Below are 23,861 nucleotides of genomic sequence, written 5' to 3'. Positions count from 1 at the left end.
GTCATGTCATTTTATACAGAGGTCGTGATGAAAGATGTCGTTATAGTGGGTGCGTTGCGTACGGCTATCGGCTGTTTTCAGGGAGCGTTGTCGCGCCACTCTGCCGTTGATCTGGGCAGCGTGGTGGTGAAGGCACTGGTGGAACGCAGCGGGATCGCCGGGCATGAAATCGACGAAGTGATCCTCGGTCAGGTGCTGACTGCCGGTGCCGGGCAAAACCCTGCGCGCCAGGCGGCGCTTAAAGGCGGCCTGCCGAATACCGTGTCTGCAATTACCATCAATGATGTCTGTGGCTCTGGCCTGAAAGCGCTGCATCTTGCGACCCAGGCGATACAGTGTGGTGAAGCGGATGTGGTGATTGCCGGCGGGCAGGAAAACATGAGCCGCGCTCCGCACGTCCTCACCGACAGCCGTACCGGCGCGCAGCTGGGCAACAGTCAGCTTATCGACAGCCTGGTGCATGACGGGCTGTGGGATGCGTTCAATGACTACCACATGGGCGTGACGGCGGAAAACCTGGCGCGGGAGTACGGCATCAGCCGTGAACTTCAGGATGCCTACGCGCTAAGCTCACAGCAAAAAGCCCGCGCGGCTATCGATTCCGGGCGGTTTCGCGATGAAATCGTGCCTGTCAGTACGCTCCGACAGAGCGGTGAATCTGTTGTCGTCGACACGGATGAACAACCGCGTACCGATGCCAGCGCCGAAGGGCTGGCAAAACTGAATCCCGCATTTGAAACCCTGGGCTCGGTAACGGCCGGGAACGCATCCTCTATTAATGACGGTGCGGCAGCGGTGATGATGATGAGTGAAAGCAAAGCTCAGGAGCTGGATTTACCCGTGCTGGCGCGCATCAAGGCGTTTGCCAGCGTAGGCGTTGACCCGGCCTTAATGGGGATCGCACCGGTTTATGCGACCCGTCGCTGCCTGGAGCGTGCAGGCTGGCATCTCAGTGATGTGGATCTTATCGAGGTGAACGAAGCCTTTGCGGCTCAGGCTATTTCAGTAGGCAAAATGCTGGAGTGGGATCCGCTGCGTGTTAATGTCAACGGCGGGGCGATCGCGCTGGGTCACCCGATCGGCGCATCCGGCTGCCGGATCCTGGTGTCACTGGTCCACGAAATGATGAAACGTAATTCCCGTAAGGGGCTTGCCACGCTGTGTATCGGCGGTGGGCAAGGGGTTGCGTTAGCAATCGAAAGGTAATGTCCTGTCAGCCGACACTAAAGCCTCCTGCCCGGAGGCTTTTTTTTGACATCAAGAATCATATTTTTACGCTTTTCAGGTAAATCTAAAGCATTCTGTAATACTTGCACGCCGAATTATATTCCCCGCTAAGTTCTTTGTGTGATCTCTCCCATAAAAATTCACGTTAAAGCCCCCTTTTTGTTGACGGGGTTCACGTCGATCTTTGCCAAAAAAAATGAAACAAATAATTACGATCCTTGTCACTAAAATTACGTTTATAAAAAAATAAACTGCAATTCCATAAAAACGAAACGTTATTTCAATTGAGGGTTTTTTCATGTTTAAGAAATCTCTGGCTCTTGCTTCCCTTGTCGGTGCGTCTTTTGCAGCTCAGGCTGTTACTGTTGATTTACGTCATGAATACATCGATAGCGGCTCTAACGCAGACCGCGTATCTGTTTCACATCGTTTTGAAAACGGCTTAGGTTTTTCGGTTGAAGCGAAATGGAAATCTGGCGGTGATAAGGCCGACCAGCCATTTGCAGATGTGGTGGGTAACGGCCACGAAGACCAGATTAGCTGGCGCTGGAAAGCAACGAATAATATCTCGTTGACGCCTGCGTTTACGATTGAGAGTAATGACAGTCGTACTATTTATAAACCGAACCTGCATTTGCAATACAGTTTCGATAATGGATTCTACGTTGCAGCGCGTTACCGTTATGAATATACCCGTTATCCGTCAAGCTCGAATAAAGAAGATGATAAAGTCAACCGTGGCGATGCCTGGGTTGGCTGGGTGATGGGCGATTTCCGTACCGAGTTGAACTACGTTTACGCGAAAAGCTCGGAAGGTATGATTCGTAATAACAATAAAGATTACTCTAACGAATATAACGCCAAGCTGGCATACAAATGGGATAAAAACTGGGCGCCCTATGTTGAAGTGGGTAACGTGGGCGTGAAAGATACCGATGAGCGTCAGACCCGTTTCCGTTTAGGTGTGGCGTACTCTTTCTAATAAATAATAAGCAGTACCTCCGGGGAAAAAAAACCGGCTCCACGTGAGCCGGTTTTTTTGTGCCCGGCAAAGAGCACGCACTCGATTTTGTAGGCCCGGTAAGCGCAGCGCCACCGGGCAAAAAGCACGCACAGCCCAAAAAAAAGCCCTCCATAAAGGAGGGCAAGGCCAGTTACAGAAACACTAACTCAAATCATGCATGCAACATTTCAGGTTGCTCGGGGAGTTTCGCGATATAGAGAGCAGGTTTGCCGTCTTTATCGGAACTGTACAGAACCGCTTTATCATCCGGGGTAAAGGATGGATGCGGATGGGTCACCTGGCGGCTATTGGCCACCGTTGCCCATGAAGTATCGTGACGGGCGATGCGGAAGTACGCTTTTTTCGCCACATCAAAGGCATAAAGGTACGGATCGTTATCGATGGTATAACCGCTGGTATCCTTCACGTCGACCGGTGTGCCGGAGCCATCCCCAACCAGCATTGTGCCGTCGAAGTTGCTCATCAGGTGTGAACAGGCAGGCATCTGCATGACGGCATCGTTAACACCGGTATCCGGGTTAAAGCTGTAAATCGTACGGCCCTGCTGACCTTTCAGATACGAGACGTAGACCAGTGCGGAACCATTCGGCACCCAGAATTCGTGGGTGCAGCTTTCGCCTTCTGCGTGCTCTTTCACTTTGCGCACGTTGCTGCCGTCTTCGTTAACCAGCCACATACGGGCATCCACCAGGTCGTGCGGCCCTTCGTGACAGAAGGCTACGGTGTTGTCATCGAACGGACGATAGATAGGGTGCCCCAGCCAGTTTTTCTCTTCGTGGATGGTTGAGCTTTCACCGGTTTTAAGATCCACGCGCAGCAGGCGACAGTGTGGCCCTTTATGGAAGAAGTCGTGGAAAATCTTCCAGTCGTTAAGCGGCGTCCAGTCGCTTTTGGCAATCTCAATACCGACCAGTTTGGTGCAATCGCTATTGGCCACCCAGGTACCGTAACCCACCCACTCGTCAGAGACGCGGTACACTTCGCGCTCGGCCAGGGTGTGTAAGTTCACCTCCAGCAGCGTGCGATCGTTCTTCACATAGTAGAAGGATTTATCATCCGGAGAGAGGAACCCGCCAAAGGTGTTATCGCCGGTACCTTCAGTCAGCTGCACGGCTTCTGCTTTTTTCAGATCCAGCAGGTAGTAGTTCCAGTTCCCGTCAAACTCTCCCGCGAACAGCAGGTGGCTACCGTCGTTAAAGAAGCACTTCTGATAGAAGTAGTTGCGATGACAGGTTACTTCGGGTGGGGTCAGGCGGGTGACTTCCACGCCCGTATCCGGATCGCGGCTGACCTCGTAGTTCAGCTTGACCCGCATACCTTTAGCCATAATGCACTCCTTTATACGATAAAAATTGAGTTAAAAACTGGGTGTTAAATTATCAAAACATCGTTTCAATATGTGTGACTGATGGCGCAATTTGTAAGAAAAATTAATGAGCGTGATGTCATCTTAGATTTTTAACGCTGAATGTTTTGTATGCCGTCGAATTTCAAAGGTTTTATAACTTATTGTTTATTATGATTAACATCCAACCCGCTTTTCGCCATTTCTGCGTCAACCCCTCAACAATCGTGATCCGAACATCATTTCTGGCATAAAGATGCAGAAAAAGTGAAACGTTGTTTTAAATGCAATTGAAAAGCCATTTCTCAGGCGATACTATGTGCCTATCGAGAAAACGGAACGATGTTTCGTTAATTATTTTGCCTTCTGGCACGATCAATTCTGGAGGTTACCGTGGACGTCAGACAAAGCATCCACAGTGCGCACGCAAAAACGCTGGATACCCAGGGGCTGCGCAACGAGTTTTTAGTTGAGAAGGTATTTGAAGCCGACGCGTACACCATGGTCTACAGCCATATCGATCGTATTATTGTTGGCGGCATCATGCCGGTGGCAAAAACGGTCTCCGTGGGTGGCGAAGTGGGCAAACAGCTTGGCGTGAGCTACTTCCTGGAACGCCGCGAACTGGGCGTTATCAATATCGGCGGGCCTGGCACTGTCACCGTAGATGGCCATTGCTACGAGATTGGTCATCGCGATGCTTTGTACGTAGGTAAAGGCGCGAAAGAAGTGGTCTTCGCCAGTATCGATAGCAGCACACCGGCGAAGTTCTACTACAACTGTGCGCCAGCCCACACCACGTACCCAACCAAGAAAGTGACACCTGCGGACGTTGCCCCGGTCACGCTTGGCGATAACCTCACCAGCAACCGCCGCACCATCAACAAATACTTTGTTCCCGATGTGCTGGAAACCTGCCAGCTCAGCATGGGGCTGACCGAGCTTGAGCCGGGCAATCTGTGGAACACCATGCCGTGCCATACCCACGAGCGCCGCATGGAAGTCTATTTCTACTTCAACATGGAAGAAGATGCCTGCGTGTTCCACATGATGGGGCAGCCGCAGGAAACGCGTCATATCGTAATGCATAACGAGCAGGCCGTGATTTCTCCGAGCTGGTCTATTCACTCAGGCGTGGGAACCCGTGCGTATACCTTTATCTGGGGTATGGTCGGTGAAAACCAGGTCTTTGATGACATGGACCACGTCGCTGTTAAAGATCTGCGCTAGTCGCGGGCAGTTAAGCATAAACCTGCCTGTTCGTGACAGGCGTTAAAAGATTAAGGAACTAACATGATTCTGGATGCATTTTCTCTACAGGGTAAAGTGGCTGTGGTTTCCGGTTGTGACACCGGTCTGGGCCAGGGTATGGCATTAGGTCTGGCGGAGGCTGGCTGCGATATCGTCGGGATCAACATTGTTGAACCGACTGAAACCATTGAACGCGTCACCGCACTGGGCCGCCGCTTTCTGAGTCTGACCGCTGACCTGCGTAAAATCGATGCCATTCCTGAGCTGTTGGATCGCGCTGTGGCAGAATTCGGCCATATCGATATCCTGGTCAACAATGCAGGCCTGATCCGCCGTGAAGATGCGATCAACTTCAGCGAGCGTGACTGGGACGATGTGATGAACCTGAACATCAAGAGCGTGTTCTTTATGTCTCAGGCGGCGGCGAAGCACTTTATCGCCCAGGGTAAAGGCGGCAAGATCATTAACATCGCTTCTATGCTATCGTTCCAGGGCGGTATCCGCGTGCCATCTTACACCGCGTCAAAAAGTGCCGTGATGGGCGTGACCCGTCTTCTGGCGAACGAGTGGGCGAAGCACAACATCAACGTTAACGCCATTGCTCCAGGCTACATGGCGACCAACAATACCCAGCAGCTGCGTGCTGATGAACAGCGTAGTGCGGAGATCCTTGACCGTATCCCGGCTGGTCGTTGGGGTCTGCCGAGCGATCTGATGGGGCCGATTGTGTTCCTGGCGTCTCCGGCTTCTGACTACATCAACGGCTATACCGTTGCCGTTGACGGTGGCTGGCTGGCGCGTTAATTCCGCTCTCAGACGAAGAACCTCTGCCTTGTTGCGGAGGTTTTTTTTGCTCAAAAAATGTCATTATCCATACCGATAAAGATGAAAAATCCATACCAAAAAATCATGAATGACATGAATCACACTTTTATTGCTTAAAAATTAAATGATTAGTAAAAGAATGTGATTATTCAGCATTAGTTGAAATTGTAATGTCCATCACAGATCGGTATGTCGCAGCGAAATTATCCATATCTTCGCAGATTCCCGCCTGACACTTTTTTTCGCCATCTCGTAATTTCAGTTAACGAATTTCGCTGTTCAGGCAGGAAAATATGACATCTATAAATGACTCTACCCTCATGCCCGGCGCGCTTCGCGATACCCGCCGCATGAACCAGTTTGTTTCTATCGCGGCAGCAGTAGCCGGTTTGCTGTTCGGGCTGGATATTGGCGTGATTGCCGGTGCGTTGCCGTTTATTACCGATCACTTTACGTTGAGCAGTCGCCTTCAGGAGTGGGTGGTGAGCAGTATGATGCTCGGCGCGGCCATCGGTGCGCTGTTTAACGGCTGGCTTTCGTTCCGCCTTGGGCGTAAATACAGCCTGATGGTTGGCGCCATTCTGTTCGTGGCCGGTTCACTCGGCTCTGCGTTTGCCACCGGTGTGGAATTGCTGTTGTTGTCCCGCGTGCTGCTGGGCGTGGCGGTGGGGATTGCGTCTTACACCGCGCCGCTTTATCTGTCAGAAATGGCGAGCGAGAACGTGCGCGGCAAGATGATCAGTATGTATCAGCTGATGGTGACGCTCGGTATCGTGCTGGCATTTTTGTCCGATACCTGGTTCAGCTACAGCGGTAACTGGCGGGCGATGCTCGGCGTGCTGGCGCTGCCTGCGTTGCTGTTGATTGTGCTGGTGATATTCCTGCCGAACAGCCCGCGCTGGCTGGCGCAAAAAGGGCGCCACGTGGAGGCGGAAGAGGTGCTGCGCATGTTGCGTGATACGTCTGAAAAAGCGCGTGACGAGCTGAACGACATCCGCGAAAGCCTGAAGCTGAAGCAGGGCGGCTGGGCGCTGTTCAAGGCTAATCGCAACGTGCGTCGCGCGGTGTTCCTCGGCATGTTGTTGCAGGCGATGCAGCAGTTCACCGGTATGAACATCATCATGTATTACGCCCCGCGCATCTTTAAAATGGCTGGATTCACCACCACCGAGCAGCAGATGGTCGCCACTCTGGTGGTCGGGCTGACCTTTATGTTCGCCACCTTTATTGCGGTGTTCACCGTTGATAAAGCCGGACGTAAACCGGCGCTGAAAATTGGTTTTAGCGTGATGGCCATCGGCACGCTGATCCTCGGCTATTGCCTGATGCAGTTCGATAACGGCACGGCATCAAGCGGGCTGTCCTGGCTCTCTGTCGGCATGACCATGATGTGTATTGCGGGATATGCGATGAGCGCCGCGCCGGTAGTGTGGATCCTGTGCTCTGAAATTCAGCCGCTGAAATGCCGTGACTTCGGGATAACCTGTTCCACAACCACCAACTGGGTGTCGAACATGATTATCGGCGCGACATTCCTGACGCTGCTGGATTCGATTGGTGCGGCTGGTACCTTCTGGCTCTACACGGTGCTGAACGTGGTATTTATCGGAATTACTTTCTGGCTTATTCCTGAAACCAAAGGCGTGACGCTTGAGCACATTGAACGTAAGCTGATGAAAGGCGAGAAATTGCGGGATATCGGCGTCTGATGGCGTGCCCGGTGGCGCTACGCTTACCGGGCCTACAAAGTAGCGCCAAATGTAGGTCGGGTAAGGCATAGCCGCCACCCGGCTTTTTTTACACCTTCGCTAAATACAGCGCCGGCATTCCTTCGGCATCCGAGGTATACAGCACCCACTCACCGTCAGGTGAAAATGACGGATGCGGATGCGTGACCTGGCGGTCGCCGTCCAGCACTTTCCAGCTGCTGTTGTGCTGGCAAATCGCTTTTTTCTCACCGGTTTTCAAATCAAACACCCAAATAAACGGATCGTTCAGGCTAATGTCACCGGTATTGTGCGGTGCGCCGTCACCGACAATCAGCGCGCCATCGTGGTTGCTCATCAGGTGAGAGCAGGGCGGGATCGCCATCAGCTGGCGGTTTTCCAGCGTCTGCGGATCGGCGCTGCACAGATAGCGTTTCGGATCGTTCTCTTTATGCTCCACGTAATACAGCGCGGAGCCGTCCGGGACCCAAAATTCATGGGTGAAACTCTCGCCGGGCGCGTGCTGGCGAACCTTACGCACATTGCTGCCATCGGCATTAATCAGCCACATGCGCGCGTCGATGGCGTCACGCGGGCCTTCATGGCAAAACGCGACGGTGGTGTCGTCAAACGGGCGATAGATCGGATGCCCGAGCCAGCGGTTTTCCTGCAACATCACCCGGCGTTCGCCAGTGCGTAAATCGATATTGATCAGGCGGCATTCAGGCTGGGTAAAGTAAAACGCGCGGAACTTGCTCCAGTCGGTCAGTGGCTGCCAGTCGCTCTTTTTGATTTCGATCCCGACAAGCTTCGTGCAGTCTGAATTTGCCACCCAGGTGCCGTACGCCACCCATTCGTCGTCCACGTCATAGACGATAAACTCCTCAAGGCTGTCGAGGTCGACGCGCCGGAGTTCGCGGTTATTTTTCACATACCACAGGGACTTATCATCATCAGATAAAAAGCCGCCAAAGGTATTATCCCCGGTCCCGTCGGTAAGTTGAGTTGCCTGTTGTTTCGCAATATCCAGCAGGTAGTAATTCCAGTGGCCTTCGAACGCACCGCCAAAAATCAGCTTGCTGCCATCACGGGTGAAGCATTTTTGATAGAAGTAATTCCGGTGACAAATAATGTGCGGGGGCGTCATCCGTATCACCTCGTGCCCGGTTGTAGGATCCTGGCGAGTGCGAAAATTCAGCGGGATGATTTTGCCTTTCATTTTTCTCTCCTTGAGATAAAAAAATACCCCGCCACCGTCAGTGGCAGGGTATGTTCTGGCCGGGGGCTTAGCGCATGGCGCGTTTCAGGATACGTTCAGCCTGACGCTGGAAGTCAGCGGCAGTCTCTTCCACGGTTTTCTGGCCATAGTCGATGTACTGAAGAGAGGTGCCGAACTGGGCCACAATCTGCGGGTCATCAAAGTAAGGTGATACGGACAGTTTCGCTGGCAGAGACTGCGCCAGACGCAGGCCCGCAACGGAAGGATCGCTCTCTTTGATGGTGCCATCTTCGGTCAGGAACTGCACCGCCGCTTTACTCAACGGCACGCCACGCTCCAGACCCAGCGTATCGACACCTTCTTTGCTGTTCAGCAGGAAGTTAATCAGCTTCGCCGCCGCTTCCGGGTTTTTGGTGGATTTACCAATCGACAGCATCTGCGCCGGTTTGAAGAACAGGCCCGCATCGGTGGCACCCGGCAGCATTGGGTAATTACCCAACTCCAGTTTTGCCGGTGGCTTCAGGTTGTCGGAATACTTGTTGATGGTCGAGTTCCACATGTAAGTGCCGCCCCATTCGCCCTGGATCCACGGCTTCATCTCATACATGTTGCTCTTACCAAATGACGCGTAGTATTTGGTGTCTGGCATCACGTGGCTATCAACCAGCTTTTTATAGGTCTGGAAGAATTCCACCCACTGCTCTTTGCTGTAGGAGAACTTTTTGGTCTGTTCATCCACGGCCGGGATGTTGTACTTCTGGATCATGTAGGAGTTCAGCAGCGCCAGGGTGTCCTGGTGTTCCAGCACCACAGGGTAGTACTGCTTACCAAGCTTGCTCTCGAAGGCCTTGCCTGCGGCCATCAGCTCGTCCCAGGTTTTCGGGTATTCGACGCCCGCTTTTTTCCAGGTTTCGTCGTTGAAATAGAACACGCGTGCGGTTACGGAGATTGGAATACCGTTCAGCTTGCCGTTCACCGTGGTGGATTGCAGCTCTTTTGGATCGAACTGGCTCAGGTCGATCACGTCTTTCATTTTGTTCAGATCGTAGAAGCCTTCCCCGTTTTTGGAGAAGATCGGCAGCCAGTTCCAGTTCGTTTGCATCACGTCCGGCTCGGTGCCGCCAGCAATCTGGGTCGTCAGACGGGACAGGTGACCGTCCCACCCGGTGTATTCCGCTTTCACGTTAATATCCGGGTTTTGCTTGTGGAACTCTTCCAGCGCTTTCAGGGTAACCTGGTGGCGACCATTACCGCCCCACCAGGACATACGTAAATCAACATCTTGTGCCATCGATGGCAAAGCAGTAAGGCCCAGGGTAGCGGAGATAGCGGCGCTTAAAAGCACTTTTTTCATTTTTATAACTCCATTAGAGAGAGATGTTCTGTTCAGTTTTAGCGTCAAAAATATGACATTTATGCATATCAAACTTGAAATACACCTTACGATGAAGCCCCTTATCAATCATTGGCTTAGCTTCGTCGGAAGGAATTCGGGCGGTCAGTTCGTAGTCCGCGACTTTCAGATACACAAAGAACTCGTGGCCCATGTTTTCCACACGCACCATCTCGCCGCTGCAACCACCTTCCTGGAAGGGCTCGTCTGAGAGCGAAACAAATTCAGGGCGCACGCCGTAGAAGATCTCCTGGCCCGTGTAGCCAGACACTTTCTCCTGCTTTTCACCGTTGAGCGGCATGGTTTCATTGCCGATGGCGATATGCAGATGTCCCTCTTTTTCCACCAGCTTGCTGGCACGAATGTTCATTTCTGGCGCGCCGATAAAGCCCGCCACGAACATGTTCTTCGGCTTGTGGTAGAGGTTATCCGGGGTATCCACCTGCATGATGTGGCCGAGCTTCATCACACAGATGCGGTCACCCATGGTCATCGCTTCGGTCTGGTCGTGGGTCACGTATACGGTGGTCGCCGGTTTACCGGATTTCTTCAGCTGCTTGTGCAGGTCAGAAATACGGATACGCATCGAGGCGCGCAGCTTGGCGTCGAGGTTTGATAAAGGTTCATCGAACAGGAACACGTCCGGCTTTTTCACAATCGCACGGCCTACGGCCACACGCTGCGCCTGGCCGCCGGAAAGCTGGCGTGGCAGGCGGTCGAGCAGCTCTTCCAGCTCCAGAATTTTCGCCGCTTCATTCACCTGAGATTCAATCTGATCTTTTGGCAGCTTGCTCAGCTTCAGGCCGAAGGCCAGGTTTTCGCGCACCGTCATGTGCGGGTACAGCGCGTAGTTCTGGAACACCATCGCAATCCCGCGCTCTTTCGGCGCCAGGTTGTTAACGATTTTCTCTCCAATGCGCACTTCACCGCCGCTGATGGTTTCCAGCCCGGCCAGCATTCGCAGGGTGGTTGATTTCGCGCAGCCGGATGGCCCGACGATCACCATGAATTCCCCTTCAGCGATTTTCAGGTCGATAGCATGTACCGCTTTGAAGCCGTTGGAGTACACCTTTTCCAGTTTGTTGAAGATAACTTCAGCCATGATATTTCCCTCTTAACCTTTAATTCCGCTGCTGGTTACGCCCTGTACGAAGTAGCGCTGTGCCAGGAAGAAGACAATGATGGATGGCAGAATGGAGATGCTCGCCATTGCCAGAATTTCGTTCCACGGCGCACCTTCGGTGACATCGATGGACATTTTCAGAGCCAGTGCAATCGGGTATTTGTCCACGCTGTAGACGTAAATCAGAGGCCCGATAAAGTCGTTCATTGACCACATGAACTGGAACAGTGCGACCGAGATAATGGCCGGTTTCAGGATTGGCACCACCACGTACCACAGCACCTGGATGGAGTTACAGCCGTCAATCTGCGCCGCTTCTTCCATGTCACGCGGCACGCCACGCAGGAACTGGATCAGCATAAAGACGAAGAACCCTTGGGTGGCAAACGCCAGCGGCAGGTACAGCGGCATATAGCTGTTCAACATGCCCATTTCACGAAACATCAGGTACTGCGGGATAAGCAGAACGGTGCTTGGCAGCAACATGGTGGTGATAAGCGTCGCGAACCAGAATTTCTTCCACGGGATCTCGAAGCGGGCAAAGCCGTACGCCACGATGGTGGAGGAGATAATGGTCAGGATCACTTTCGGGATCACATACTTAAAGGTGTTCAGCATGTAATGACCGAAGTTGTACTCAGTCCCGGTTTTCCAGCCGTTAATAAATCCGTCCCAGGTGGCGTGTGCAGGCCACAGGCTGAGGGTGGTGAAGATCTCGTGGTTCGGTTTAAACGACGCAGAGAACATCCACACCAGCGGATAGAGCATCAGCAGCCCGACAAACAGCAGGATCACATAGCGGATACTGGCGTTGATTTTCTCTTTGCGCAGCGTGCGAGCCACTTCGCGCTCAGCAACGCTTCTCGCCGTGGAGAGTTGTTGGATATCAGCCATTTTTGCCTCCTTTATCGGCGGAGTAGAACACCCAGTATTTCGAAGACTTAAAGGCGATAGCGGCAAAGACGGCAACCACCAGGAACAGGATCCAGGCAAGTGCTGCGCCGTAGCCCATGTCAAAGTATTTGAACGCGGTGTCGTAGATATAGAGCGAGAACAGGTAAGTCGAGTAGGTTGGCCCGCCGCCGGTAATGACATACGGCCCGGTAAATTCCTGGAACGCCTGGGTGGTCTGCATGATGAAGTTGAAGAAAATCACCGGCGTAATCAGCGGCACGGTCACTTTCATGAACATCTGCCATTTTGATGCGCCGTCGATCATTGCCGCTTCATACTGTGACTGTGGAACGTTTTGCAGTGCAGCCAGGAAGATAACCATCGCAGAGCCGAACTGCCAGACGCGCAGCAGGGTCACGGACATCAGCGCCAGAGAAGGTTCACCCAGCCAGTTCACCGGATCAAAGCCAAATACGCCAATAAAGCTGTTCAGCAGGCCATCGATGGCAAACAGTGCACGCCACAGAACCGCAATTGCTACGGAGCTGCCGAGGATCGACGGAATATAGTACGCAGTACGGAAGAAACCGATGCCGCGTAATTTAAAGTTCAGAACAAAAGCAATTCCCAGAGCAAATGCCAGTTTTAATGGAATGGTCAAAAATACATAGGCAAAGGTCACGCCCATGGATTTCCAGAAGAGAGTATCTTCCGTAAACATGTAACGATAGTTCTCGATGCCGTTAAACACCGGCGGGCTCATCAGATCGTAATCAGTAAAACTGAGAAAGAATGATGAGACAAAGGGAAACGCGGTAAAGATTATCAGCCCGATGATGTAGGGTGATATCCACGCTAGCCCCAGCATTTTGTTTTCATTCATACATACCTACCTGGCAATCAATGGTTTTAAAACGGAATCCGATTGTGATGCTGTCGCCCCACGCCTGATGGCTGGCCCGGGGATGTGTGTTCGGTATGAAACGCGTTACGGTTACTCCCTTACCTCATGTTTTATAAAATGTTTTTCTGAGTTGCTCTGACAAGCCCTGTCAGGGTTTTAAAAACTCACGAACCGTTGTTCTTGAATACTAAAACATCGTTTTATTTTATTTTATTGCTATTTGTTTCCGCGTCATTCGCTTAATGATGGAAATGTGATCGATGTCGAAACGCTGTTTCAATAAGGTGAGGAAGGTGGCATTTTTAACCCGAATGAGAGTCAGCGAAAAACGCTGAAGAGCGGATGAGCCGTGAGAAAGAAGGATTAACATACGTGAGATCGCGCAACTTTTTACTACTAATTCTGATAGTCAGGCATCAGGTTTTAAACTTTTGGCATTCAGATAATTCTTACTATCTTGTATCATCGGTCGCTCAGGGACCTCTCAGGCAGATTCGCTGCGCCATCAAAATAGAAGAATTGCTATGTCAGTCATGGATTTTAAAAAAAATACGGATGTGGATTTTTCCCGTCATGCCTCTCCGGCACATGAGTATAAAGAGATTGACCTTCTGGGATTATTGGATGTCTTGTGGGTCGCAAAAAAACGTATTTTGGTCACCGCTTTCGCCTTTGCCGTAGCAGGCCTGGCAATGGCATTTATCCTGCCGCAAAAGTGGACCAGTAAGGCGGTGATCACACCGGCAGAACAAACGCAGTGGAACCCACTGCGCCAGATGCTGGTGGCGCTTCAGGTACTGGATGTGGACGTAAAAATCGCCCGCCCTGATGTATTCAACCTGTTCATTAAAAAGTTCCAGTCGCAGTCGCTGCTTGAAGAATATATGACCTCCTCGCCGTTTGTTATGGCGCAACTGGAAGGTGCAGATATTGATCCTGTTGAGCTGCATCGTGCCGTGGTCAATATCGCCGAGCAGATGAAAGCAGTGGATAACACTGCAGCGAAAGATGCCGATAAAGTGCCTTATGCATCCTGGACGTTGAGCTTTACGGCACCGACGGCGACAGATGCGCGCACCGTGCTTGAAGGCTATGTCCAGTTCGTATCCGCGCTGGTTGAAAAAGAAACGATGCAGAACATCCGTAACCAGGTCACGCTGAAAACGCGGATGGAGGAACAACAGCTGGAGCTGGACAGGGTTCGTCTGACCAATATTCACAACACCAACCTGCAACGTCTGAACTATTCCCTGGAAGTGGCCAATGCCGCCGGGATCAAAAAGCCGGTCTACAGCAATGGCCAGGCGGTTAAAGATGACCCGGATTACTCCGTGGCGCTGGGCGCAGACGGTATTGCACAAAAGCTGGAAATTGAAAAATCGCTCAAGGATGTTTCAGAGCTGAATGCTGATTTCCAGAACCGTGAATATCATCTGGCCCAGTTAAAAAAACTGTCTGTTGAAGATGTGAAGCTTGAGCCTTTTAAATATCAGCTGTCGCCGTCTCAGCCGGTGAAAAAAGATGGCCCGGGCAAGCTGATTATCGTGTTACTGGCAGGATTTGTTGGTGGGTTTTTCGCCTGCGGCTTTGTACTTGTTCAAAATGCGATGCTGATGCGCAAGCCTTTAGCGGAACCCCTTCCGGAAGCGGAAATGTAATAAAAAAAGGGCGGTGGTGACACCGCCTTTTTTTATCGCAGAAAATCGTCGCGCACTGGTGTGAAGGTATCAAGCAGAGTGCCGGGTTTCAGGCACACGCAGCCATGCATAATGTGCGGCTCTTTGTAGAGCGTGTCGCCCGCCGTCACGACATGTTTTTCATCGCCAATGGTGAATTCGAACTCGCCGGAAAGCACGTAGGTTAACTGCTCGTGCGGATGGTTATGCATCGGCCCGATGGCACCCTGCTGGAAATTCACCTCTACCGCCATCATCTTTCCGTCATGCGCCAGAATTCGGCGTGTCACCCCGTTTCCGAGATCTTCAAGCGTTGTCTCTTTGTGAAAAATAAACATCTCTAGCTCCGCAAGTTAATGAAACATTGTTTCATTTAATTTATATCACCGCGCGGTAAAAAGAAACGGCTAGCCAAAGAACTGGAAACAGGATCACAAGTTTGCTTCACTGGAAGAAATATAAAGGAGAGAGTATGAAAACGATCGGTCTGTTAGGTGGTATGAGCTGGGAATCGACCATCCCGTATTACCGCCTGATTAATGAAGGGGTGAAGCAACGTCTTGGCGGGCTACACTCTGCAAGCCTGCTGCTGCACAGCGTCGATTTCCATGAGATAGAAGCCTGCCAGGCAAGCGGTGAGTGGGATAAAGCTGGCGAGATTCTGGCGCAGGCGGCGCTGGGGCTGGAGCGTGCGGGCGCAGAGGGGATTTTGCTCTGTACCAACACCATGCACAAAGTGGCATCACACATTGAATCGCGCTGTTCGCTGCCGTTCCTGCATATTGCCGATGCCACCGGGCGTGCGATTACCGCCTCCGGGATGACGCGCGTAGCGCTGCTGGGTACCCGCTACACCATGGAGCAGGATTTTTATCGTGGGCGACTGAGCAGTGAATTCGGGATTGAAAGCCTGATCCCGGATGAGGCCGACCGGGCGCGCATTAATCAGATTATCTTTGAGGAGCTTTGCCTTGGGACCTTCAGCGAGCCCTCGCGCGAGTACTACGTCAGCGTGATTGAGAAGCTCGCGCAGCAGGGGGCAGAGGGCGTGATTTTCGGCTGTACAGAGATTGGTTTACTTGTGCCGGTTGAGCGCAGCCCGATCCCGGTATTTGATACGGCAGCCATTCATGCGGCTGATGCCGTTGAATTTATGCTCTCCTGAGCAGCACAAAGCCGGGCTTGCCCGGCTCAGTCTTGTTCGTTGGCGGCATCATACGCTGATTGCGCTGCGACGATGGCATCCATATTACTTTCTACCCAGTGAGCCAGCACGGTGACGGTTTCCGTGAGTGCCTGGCCGAGCGGTGTCAGGCTGTACTCTACCGTCACCGGCACAGTGGCAAACACTTCTCGCGAAACCAGACCATCGCGCTCCAGCTTGCGCAGCGCCTGGGTCAGCACTTTCTTGGTGATCCGCTGAATATCACGTTGCAGGTGATTAAACCGCATCGGCCCGTTTTCCAGACGCGCAAGGATCAGCAGTGCCCATTTATCGGCGATACGTGCCAGCACATTGCGTGTCGGACAGCGTTCGTCGAACACATTATAAGGCGGCATCTCTTTCATTACGGTTTCAGAGTCAGTCATGGTGGTTCCCTCAAGGTAACCAGGTGAGGTAAAGGTGCCTTCTTACGCAAGCGAATGTTTGCGTGTATAAAACGACGTAAGGTTTCTATTTGATACCAGGGAACCGAAAATGGCAACCAGCAGTCGGTTGCCTTTCGTTGAATGCACGCCTGCACGTAGGCAAAAGAAAAATCACCATGCTGAAAACCATTGATTCCGTTTTTACTCGTTACACCAACCATCCCGATTTTGGCCGCCTTTTATTGCGGCTGACCTTTGGTATTTTGATGCTGTTTCATGGTGTGGCAAAAATTGACCATGGCGTTGGCTGGATCTCCGCGCTGCTGGAACAAAAGGGATTACCGGGCTTTATCGCCTACGGCGTGTTTATCGGCGAAATCGTGACACCGGTGCTTATCATCATTGGCTGGCTGACGCGGCCCGCCGCCTTCATTTATGCCTTCAATATCCTTGTCGCCACGCTGCTGGTGGGAATGGGCAAATTCTATTCTCTGACCGACGTGGGAGCCTGGGCGCTGGAAAGCGAAGCGCTCTATTTCCTCGGTGGGTTATGCATTATGTTCCTCGGCGCGGGAAAATATGCCGTATCGCGCCAGTCGTAAACGTTTGACTTCATAAGTAATATTCCATCAGGAGACACATTATGAGCGTTGTAGTTATCTATTATTCCGGCTACGGCCACACAAAACGCGTAGCTGAAACGGTTGCAGAGGGCGCGCATGCTGATTTGATCGCGATTGACAGCAATGGCGATATTCAGGAAAGCGACTGGCAAAAACTGAACGATGCGAAGGCGATTATTTTTGGTGCGCCAACGTATATGGGCGGTGTGCCGTGGCAGTTCAAGAAGTTTGCCGATGCCACGTCGAAAGCCTGGTTTGTGCGCAGCTGGCAGGACAAAGTGTTTGCGGGCTTTAGCAACAGCGCGAGCCTGAACGGTGACAAACAGGTGTCGCTTCAGTATCTGCAAACGCTGGCTTCACAGCATGGCGGTATCTGGGTGAGCCTGGGTCTGCCACCGTCAAACACTCAGGCGGCTACGCGCCAGGATATTAACAACCTGGGCGGTTCTGTCGGGCTGCTGGTTCAGTCGCCGTCAGACGCGGACGCAGGTGCGATTGCATCTGGCGATCTGGAAACCGCAGTGAAATTCGGTGAACGTGTGGCTTCTGTCGCAAAACGTTTCAACTGAGTTGACGAATGCCCGGCAGTTAGCCGGGCATATTGTTAAGCACATCGTCCAGCTTTGCGGTGAGCGCGTTAAGCCCTCCTTGCAGATGTTCACTGAATGCATCCACCAGTGCTGATGCCGGGCGGTGAAGCGGGCGAATAAGGCTCACGGTAAAGGGAACGGATACGCTAAAACGGCGGATAGCAATCCCGGTTCCGGCATAATCAAGCGCCGTTAAAGGGTTTACCACCGCAATCCCCACGCCAGCACGCACCATCGCACAAATTGAGGCGGCGCTGTGCGTCTCTACCACCATTCGGCGTTTAATCTGATGCTCGGCAAACAGGGTGTCCAGTAGCTGCCGGTAGCTGTCGGTCTGTGAAAGGCTGATGTAATTTTCGCCCTGAAAATCAGCGGGCGTCAGGATCTGTTTTTGCGCTAACGGGTGTCCTGCTGGCAGTACACAAACTTCATCTAAAGAGAGCAGTTCGGTGCGCTGTGTTCCCGCAGGGGTGACAAGCGTTTCGGTCAGGCCGAGATCATGGCGCTGAGCCGAAAGCCACTCTTCCAGCAGCGGCGACTCCTGCGGCACGATGGTGAGATTGACCTCGGGATAGCGCGTCAGAAAAGGGTGTAGCAGCATGGGCAGAAAGGACTGCGAAAAGACGGGCAGGCAGACAATCGACAGCTCACCCTGGCGGAATTCCCGCAGACTTTCAGCCGCACTGACGATCCTGTCCAGGCCGTACCAGGAGCGCTGCACTTCTTCAAACAGGCGTAACCCCTGCACTGTGGGATGCAGCCTGCCGCGCGTACGTTCAAACAGCTTTAGCCCCAGCACTTTCTCAAAGCGCGCCAGCTCGCGGCTGACCGTTGGCTGAGAGGTATGCAGCATGAGTGCAGCTTCGGTGAGATTCCCCGTGGTCATCACGGCGTGAAAAATCTCGATGTGGCGTAAGTTGACGGCGGGCATTGGGCACCTGATGACTAAGAGTTATCCATATCATTTTTGCATAGACTAACGATAAAACGATATTTTTTATTCTCTTCGTGCTGTGGCGTAATCATAAAAAAATGCCATCCCCCGGAGAAGACCATGCCACGCCCGCTTAACCAGACTGATACCGATTTGAACGCCGATAATTTACTGCGCCTGCCTGCCGAATTTGGTTGCCCGGTATGGGTCTACGACGCACAGATCGTCCGCGAGAAGATTGCCGCGCTGCATCAGTTTGACGTGGTGCGTTTTGCCCAGAAAGCCTGCTCGAATATCCATATTTTGCGCCTGATGCGTGAGCAGGGGGTGAAGGTCGATTCGGTTTCTCTGGGGGAAATTGAGCGTGCGCTGGCGGCCGGATACGATCCGAAGAGCGACAGCGATGCCATTGTGTTCACGGCTGACCTGATTGATGAACCTACACTGGCTCGCGTACATGAACTGCGCATTCCGGTGAATGCGGGTTCGGTGGACATGCTGGAGCAGCTCGGTCAGGTTTCTGCTGGCCATCGCGTCTGGCTGCGCGTGAACCCGGGTTTTGGCCACGGTCACAGCCAAAAAACCAACACCGGCGGCGAAAACAGCAAGCACGGGATATGGTATACCGATCTGCCTGCTGCGCTTGAAGTGATTCAGCGCTACAGCCTGGAGCTGGTGGGTATTCATATGCATATTGGCTCGGGTGTCGATTACGGCCACCTGGAGCAGGTGTGCGGCGCGATGGTGCGCCAGGTTATCGATTTTGGTCAGGATATGGAGGCGATCTCCGCCGGTGGCGGCCTGTCTATCCCGTATCGTGAAGGCGAAGAGGCTATCGATACCGATCACTATTACGGCCTGTGGAGCGCGGCGCGCGATAAAATTGCCGCCCATCTGGGGCACGCGGTGAAGCTGGAAATCGAACCGGGTCGCTTCCTGGTGGCGGAGTCTGGCGTGCTGGTGTCGCAGGTGCGTAGCGTGAAAGAGATGGGTTCACGTCATTTCGTGCTGATTGATGCAGGCTTTAGCGATCTGATGCGCCCTGCCATGTACGGCAGTTACCACCACATTACGGCGCTGGCCGCAGACGGGCGCGATTTAACGCAGGCACCGCGGGTCGAAACTGTAGTGGCAGGCCCGCTGTGCGAATCGGGCGATGTGTTCACTCAGCAAGAGGGCGGTAAAGTGGAAACCCGCGCGCTGCCTGAAGTGAAACCGGGTGATTACCTGGTGCTGCATGATACCGGAGCGTACGGAGCGTCAATGTCCTCGAACTACAACAGCCGCCCGCTGCTGCCGGAAGTGCTGTTCGATCATGGCGTGGCGCGGCTGATTCGCCGCCGCCAGACCATTCAGGAACTGCTGGCGCTGGAACTATTTTGAGTGAAAATACGGGCCCGTGGTTACTGAGTCACGCAACACCAGCGTGCCGGTAAACGGCGGGATCGTTTCGACCGGCTGGTTTTTTGCCAGCCGGATCGCCTGATCAATAGCCGTCACTATCATATTATCGATAGGCAAATAGACCGAAGAGAGTGCAGGCTCTAGCCACTTCGCGCTCGGCGCATCATCAAAGCCAAACAGCGAAATATCCTGAGGAATACGCAGCCCGGCCTGATGTAACGCCTTCGACGCACCCAGAGCCATATCGTCGTTACAGGCGAAAAGCGCGCTAAACGGCACGTTTTCAGCGATCAGCTCTTTGCACAGCTCATATCCCCGCGTCATTCCCGCATCGCCATATTTCACCCGACGATCGTCCCAGACAATTCCGTGCTTTTCCAGCGCCTTGCGATAGCCCATCAGGCGCGCTTTACCGGTTGGCGTGTGGATCGGAACGGTGATGCAGGCAATCTCGCGGTGGCCCTGACTTATCAGATAATCCACGGCTTTAAAGGCGGCATCCTGTTGTTCGAAGAACACGCAGCGGTCGGCCGCCTGGCTCACTTCACGGTTGATGATCACCAGCGGCGTTTGCACGGAATGGATAAGCTTCATGATCGTTTTTTCGCTCATGTAGCGGGTATACAACACGATGGCATCGCATTTGCGGTCGGCCAGCATTTGCACGGCCATCTCTTCCTGCTCAGGCGCATCGTGCCCGTCGGTGACGATCAGCTGCTTGCCGTGCGTTTCCGTTTGGCGCGATGCCTGCTGTAACAGGCGTCCGAAGTAAAAACCGTCAAACGTCGACACCACCAGACCAATGCTGTTGCTGGTCTGGTTCGCCAGCGAGCGCGCAAGAAAGTTCGGCCGATAGCCTAACTCTTCCATTGCCTTAAACACCTGCTTGCGCGTGCTTTCTTTTACCTGACCTGTGCCGTTCAACACGCGTGAGACGGTGGCTTTTGAAACACCAGCGCGTAATGAGACATCCAGCATTGTTGCCATTAGAAATTCCTGCTTTCACGTAATCGTTCGCAGTTTATCACAGACACTCAGGCACATATGCGCAGCGGCGAGGGCAAAATCCCCACCACGATCACGCTTTTTGGCAACGGGCTATCACCACAGCATAAAACCGAATAAGTGGCATACCAAAGTGGTTATAAATCATGATTTGGAATACCTTTTGCCACGATGGGAGATTAATCACAGAACGAATAGCACCAGAAAGCTATTTTTGGTATGCCAATAGCAGGCGGCTGTAGATCTACTCCAATAAAAGCCCTTCACTGAGGTATTACCCTATGGCATTGCAGGAAAAACTGATCGACGCTCTGGGCAGTTTCGCCACCAAATTCAATAGCTATCGCTATATCATGGCGATCAAGTCCTCTTTTATTACCTTAATGCCGGTCATCATCGTTGGCGCATTTTCTGTGCTGATCTCCAACATGGTGCTGGATCCGAAAAACGGCCTGGCGAGCTTCGAATCGCTCTCTTTTCTCGCCGCGCTGAAACCGATTACCAGTGCGATTAACTACGCTACCCTGAACTTTCTGAACATTGGCGCGGTGTTTTTAATTGGTATCGAACTGGGGCGTATCAACGGGATAAAATCGCTGTTCCCGGGTCTTCTGGCGGTGATCTGCTTTATCTGCGTTACACCGACGACGGTTGAAATGATGGTCGACGGGCAGATGCATGTGGTGAAAGACGTGCTGCTGCGCCAGTTCTCGGATACCCGCAGCTTATTCCTCGGCATGTTTATCGCCATCCTTTCCGTTGAGATTTACTGCTGGCTGGAAACCCGCAAAGGCCTGAAGATTCGGATGCCGGACACGGTGCCTCCTAACGTGGCGGCGTCCTTCTCGGCGCTGATCCCCGCCATCATCACTACTACCGCTATTGCAACGTTTGGCTTCGTTTTCCATCAAATCACCGGCATGTACCTTTACGATGCGGTGTATCAGGTGGTGCAACAACCGCTGGAGCGCGTGGTACAAAGCCTGCCGGGTATTCTGCTACTGATGTTTGTGGCTCAGCTGTTCTGGGTTATCGGTATTCACGGCAACCAGATGATCAAACCGATCCGCGAACCGCTGCTGCTGGGGGCGATCACCGTCAACATGAGTGCGTTTGAGCAGGGCAAAGAGGTACCGAACATCATCACCATGCCGTTCTGGGATGTGTATATGAGTATCGGTGGTTCAGGTTTAACCATTGGTCTGCTGATTGCGGTGATGATTGCCACCAAACGCAAAGAGATGAAAGAGATAGCCAAGCTGTCCATCGGCCCTGGCCTCTTTAACATTAATGAACCGGTTATCTTCGGGATGCCGATCATGCTTAATCCGATCCTCGCGATCCCGTTCATCATCACCCCGCTGGTGACAGGCTCCATCGGCTATTTCGCAACGGCCACCGGGTTCGCCGGAAAAGCCGTGGTGATGGTGCCCTGGACCACGCCGCCACTGATTAACGCCTGGCTTTCGACCGCGGGCTCAATGGGGGCGGTTGTTACTCAGCTTATCTGTATTGTAACGGCCGTGCTGATTTACCTGCCGTTTGTGAAGATCGCTTCCCGCCGTGCTGAACAGGCTGCACTGCAACAAGCCACCAACAACGCGTGAGGACCTGATGAGCACCAAACAGATAACAATACCGGACGATTTTATCCTTGGGGCAGCGGCGTCCGCCTGGCAGACGGAAGGCTGGAGTGGCAAGAAGACGGGGCAAGACTCCTGGCTCGACCTCTGGTACAAAAACGATCGTCACGTCTGGCATAACGGCTATGGCCCGGCAGTGGCGACCGATTTTATCAACCGCTTTCGCGAAGACGTCGCGTTGATGAAACAGGCAGGGCTGACGCACTATCGCACCTCTATCAACTGGTCGCGCTTTCTGACTGACTACGAAAATGCCACGGTGGACGAAGAGTACGCCGCCTATTACGACGCCCTGTTTGACGAAATGCACCGTCAGGGGATCGAACCGATGATCTGCCTGGAGCATTACGAGCAGCCTGGCGTGTTGCTGGAAATCTACGGCGGCTGGGGGTCGAAGCATGTCGTCGAGCTGTTTGTGCGTTACGCTGAAAAGGTGTTTGAGCGCTACCACACCAAAGTGACGCGCTGGTTTAGCTTCAACGAGCCGATTGTGGTGCAAACCCGGGTTTATCTGGATGCGCTACGCTGGCCATATGAGCAGAACACCAGTACCTGGATGCAGTGGAACCACCATAAAGTGCTGGCGACGGCGAAGGTGGTGAAGCTGTTTCGCGAGAAAGGCTATCGCGGCTCAGTGGGCTGCATTCTTAACCCGGAAGTGACCTATCCGCGTTCGCGTGCGCCGCATGATGTACGCGCTGCCGAAATGTACGATCTGTTTTATAACCGCGTATTCCTTGATCCGCTGGTTCACGGGCATTATCCGCAGGCGCTTTTTACCCTGCTGGAGCAGCACCATGTTCAGTGGGATCACACGCCAGAAGAGCTGACGCTGATTGCCGACAACACCGTTGATGAGCTGGGGATCAACCTCTATTACCCGCACCGGGTGAAAGCGCCATCCCGCGCCTGGCACCCGGAAACGCCGTTCCATCCGGCGTACTATTATGAGCCGTTTGAACTGCCGGGGCGGCGGATGAACAAATCCCGCGGCTGGGAAATCTATCCACGCATTATCTATGACATGGCGATGCGCATTAAAAACGACTACCGCAACATCCGCTGGTTTGTGGCGGAAAGCGGTATGGGCGTTGAGAACGAAGCGCAGTTCCGCAATCGTGATGGCATCATCGAAGACAATTACCGGATCGATTTTATCAGCGAACATCTCTACTACACGCTGCTGGCGCGGGAAGAGGGGGCAAACTGTCACGGCTATATGCTATGGGCGTTCACGGACAACGTCTCGCCCATGAACGCGTTCAAAAATCGCTATGGATTGATTGAGATCGATCTGGATGACAACCGTGCCCGACGCGCCAAAAAGTCGGCCGCCTGGTTCCGGCAACTGCGCGATGCGCGCATGCTCACGCTCTGTATTGACGATGAATGGAAGTAAGCGCAAACAGTGTGGGTTCTGGTAAAATAGTGCACAAACTGGCCGGGAGGATGCCCGGCCTGCGCATTAACAGCTAAGTACAGGTG

22 protein-coding genes are annotated in these 23,861 nt (G+C 52.9%); 12 read left to right on the top strand and 10 right to left on the bottom strand.

Translation table 11 applies throughout. The features are described 5' to 3' along the window. Positions 1-27 precede the first annotated feature (27 nt). Both N1249_RS17870 and N1249_RS17865 read left to right on the top strand, forming a co-directional pair. Entirely contained in the window at positions 28-1,206 is a 1,179-nt protein-coding gene (locus N1249_RS17870) for an acetyl-CoA C-acetyltransferase (protein WP_014071630.1), read from the top strand. Positions 1,207-1,525: 319 nt separating this feature from the next. Next, positions 1,526-2,209, top strand: a complete 684-nt coding sequence (locus N1249_RS17865) for an oligogalacturonate-specific porin KdgM family protein (protein ID WP_259831802.1) — start codon at positions 1,526-1,528, stop codon at positions 2,207-2,209. A gap of 193 nt (positions 2,210-2,402) precedes the next feature. Here N1249_RS17865 and N1249_RS17860 read toward each other — a convergent pair whose 3' ends face one another. After that, positions 2,403-3,578: an oligogalacturonate lyase family protein gene (locus N1249_RS17860; protein WP_014071628.1), complete on the bottom strand. Its 1,176-nt coding sequence runs from the start codon at positions 3,576-3,578 to the stop codon at positions 2,403-2,405. 411 nt (positions 3,579-3,989) lie between these two features. On the opposite strand from N1249_RS17860, the gene kduI reads away from it, so the two are divergent. The 3 genes from kduI to N1249_RS17845 all read left to right on the top strand — a co-directional run bounded on the left by kduI (position 3,990) and on the right by N1249_RS17845 (position 7,381). After that, entirely contained in the window at positions 3,990-4,826 is an 837-nt protein-coding gene (gene kduI, locus N1249_RS17855) for a 5-dehydro-4-deoxy-D-glucuronate isomerase (RefSeq protein WP_259831799.1), read from the top strand. Between the two features lie 63 nt (positions 4,827-4,889). Next, entirely contained in the window at positions 4,890-5,651 is a 762-nt protein-coding gene (kduD, locus tag N1249_RS17850) for a 2-dehydro-3-deoxy-D-gluconate 5-dehydrogenase KduD (RefSeq protein ID WP_166717561.1), read from the top strand. A 314-nt stretch (positions 5,652-5,965) separates the two neighbouring features. Continuing rightward, a complete protein-coding gene (locus N1249_RS17845) occupies positions 5,966-7,381 on the top strand; it encodes a sugar porter family MFS transporter (RefSeq protein ID WP_259831796.1) in 1,416 nt (471 codons plus the stop codon). Between the two features lie 88 nt (positions 7,382-7,469). Here N1249_RS17845 and N1249_RS17840 read toward each other — a convergent pair whose 3' ends face one another. The 5 genes from N1249_RS17840 to N1249_RS17820 form a co-directional block, all read right to left on the bottom strand. Beyond that, entirely contained in the window at positions 7,470-8,597 is a 1,128-nt protein-coding gene (locus N1249_RS17840; RefSeq protein WP_259831794.1) for an oligogalacturonate lyase family protein, read from the bottom strand. A gap of 67 nt (positions 8,598-8,664) precedes the next feature. Continuing rightward, positions 8,665-9,951, bottom strand: coding sequence for an ABC transporter substrate-binding protein (locus tag N1249_RS17835; protein WP_166717564.1), 1,287 nt, complete (start codon positions 9,949-9,951; stop codon positions 8,665-8,667). Positions 9,952-9,964: 13 nt separating this feature from the next. Then, a complete protein-coding gene (locus N1249_RS17830) occupies positions 9,965-11,092 on the bottom strand; it encodes an ABC transporter ATP-binding protein (RefSeq protein WP_259831792.1) in 1,128 nt (375 codons plus the stop codon). 12 nt (positions 11,093-11,104) lie between these two features. Further along, positions 11,105-12,007 carry a carbohydrate ABC transporter permease gene (locus tag N1249_RS17825; protein ID WP_259831790.1) on the bottom strand — a complete coding sequence of 301 codons (903 nt, stop codon included), beginning with the start codon at positions 12,005-12,007 and terminating at the stop codon, positions 11,105-11,107. Further along, positions 12,000-12,890: a carbohydrate ABC transporter permease gene (locus N1249_RS17820; RefSeq protein WP_014071620.1), complete on the bottom strand. Its 891-nt coding sequence runs from the start codon at positions 12,888-12,890 to the stop codon at positions 12,000-12,002. Before N1249_RS17820 ends, N1249_RS17825 begins: the two co-directional genes overlap by 8 nt. Before the next feature lie 545 nt (positions 12,891-13,435). On the opposite strand from N1249_RS17820, the gene wzz(fepE) reads away from it, so the two are divergent. Then, positions 13,436-14,569 (top strand): LPS O-antigen length regulator Wzz(fepE), encoded by a 1,134-nt coding sequence (wzz(fepE), locus tag N1249_RS17815; RefSeq protein WP_259831786.1) that lies wholly within the window; start codon positions 13,436-13,438, stop codon positions 14,567-14,569. 32 nt (positions 14,570-14,601) lie between these two features. Here the strand turns inward: wzz(fepE) and N1249_RS17810 are convergent, their stop codons facing one another. Further along, positions 14,602-14,925 carry a cupin domain-containing protein gene (locus tag N1249_RS17810; RefSeq protein ID WP_259831779.1) on the bottom strand — a complete coding sequence of 108 codons (324 nt, stop codon included), beginning with the start codon at positions 14,923-14,925 and terminating at the stop codon, positions 14,602-14,604. A gap of 134 nt (positions 14,926-15,059) precedes the next feature. Here N1249_RS17810 and N1249_RS17805 point away from each other — a divergent pair, with 134 nt between their 5' ends. Continuing rightward, the gene (locus tag N1249_RS17805; protein WP_182062306.1) at positions 15,060-15,752 is read left to right on the top strand and encodes an aspartate/glutamate racemase; all 693 of its coding nucleotides are present in this window, start codon (positions 15,060-15,062) and stop codon (positions 15,750-15,752) included. A 26-nt stretch (positions 15,753-15,778) separates the two neighbouring features. Here N1249_RS17805 and N1249_RS17800 read toward each other — a convergent pair whose 3' ends face one another. After that, positions 15,779-16,177: a helix-turn-helix domain-containing protein gene (locus N1249_RS17800; protein ID WP_259831776.1), complete on the bottom strand. Its 399-nt coding sequence runs from the start codon at positions 16,175-16,177 to the stop codon at positions 15,779-15,781. A gap of 176 nt (positions 16,178-16,353) precedes the next feature. Between N1249_RS17800 and N1249_RS17795 the strand changes: the two genes are divergently transcribed. Continuing rightward, positions 16,354-16,779, top strand: coding sequence for a DoxX family protein (locus N1249_RS17795; protein ID WP_259831774.1), 426 nt, complete (start codon positions 16,354-16,356; stop codon positions 16,777-16,779). Positions 16,780-16,820: 41 nt separating this feature from the next. Further along, complete coding sequence (locus N1249_RS17790) at positions 16,821-17,369, top strand: flavodoxin family protein (RefSeq protein WP_409193148.1); 549 nt, start codon at positions 16,821-16,823, stop codon at positions 17,367-17,369. Positions 17,370-17,388: 19 nt separating this feature from the next. Here the strand turns inward: N1249_RS17790 and N1249_RS17785 are convergent, their stop codons facing one another. Further along, on the bottom strand, positions 17,389-18,321 hold the full coding sequence (locus N1249_RS17785) for a LysR family transcriptional regulator (protein ID WP_259831772.1): 933 nt from the start codon (positions 18,319-18,321) through the stop codon (positions 17,389-17,391). A 123-nt stretch (positions 18,322-18,444) separates the two neighbouring features. Here N1249_RS17785 and lysA point away from each other — a divergent pair, with 123 nt between their 5' ends. Further along, a complete protein-coding gene (lysA, locus tag N1249_RS17780; RefSeq protein WP_259831771.1) occupies positions 18,445-19,707 on the top strand; it encodes a diaminopimelate decarboxylase in 1,263 nt (420 codons plus the stop codon). On the opposite strand, the gene N1249_RS17775 is transcribed toward lysA, so the two are convergent. Continuing rightward, positions 19,699-20,715, bottom strand: coding sequence for a LacI family DNA-binding transcriptional regulator (locus tag N1249_RS17775; protein ID WP_014071611.1), 1,017 nt, complete (start codon positions 20,713-20,715; stop codon positions 19,699-19,701). The two genes, lysA and N1249_RS17775, sit on opposite strands and share 9 nt — an antisense overlap. Before the next feature lie 299 nt (positions 20,716-21,014). Between N1249_RS17775 and N1249_RS17770 the strand changes: the two genes are divergently transcribed. Further along, complete coding sequence (locus N1249_RS17770; RefSeq protein WP_259831768.1) at positions 21,015-22,340, top strand: PTS sugar transporter subunit IIC; 1,326 nt, start codon at positions 21,015-21,017, stop codon at positions 22,338-22,340. Positions 22,341-22,347: 7 nt separating this feature from the next. Further along, positions 22,348-23,775, top strand: coding sequence for a glycoside hydrolase family 1 protein (locus tag N1249_RS17765; RefSeq protein ID WP_259831766.1), 1,428 nt, complete (start codon positions 22,348-22,350; stop codon positions 23,773-23,775). Positions 23,776-23,861 lie beyond the last annotated feature (86 nt).

It is taken from the genome of Enterobacter sp. CP102, assembly GCF_025152625.1.
In the GTDB taxonomy this organism is placed as follows: domain Bacteria; phylum Pseudomonadota; class Gammaproteobacteria; order Enterobacterales; family Enterobacteriaceae; genus Enterobacter; species Enterobacter soli.
This window is presented reverse-complemented; position numbering and strand designations above follow the sequence as displayed.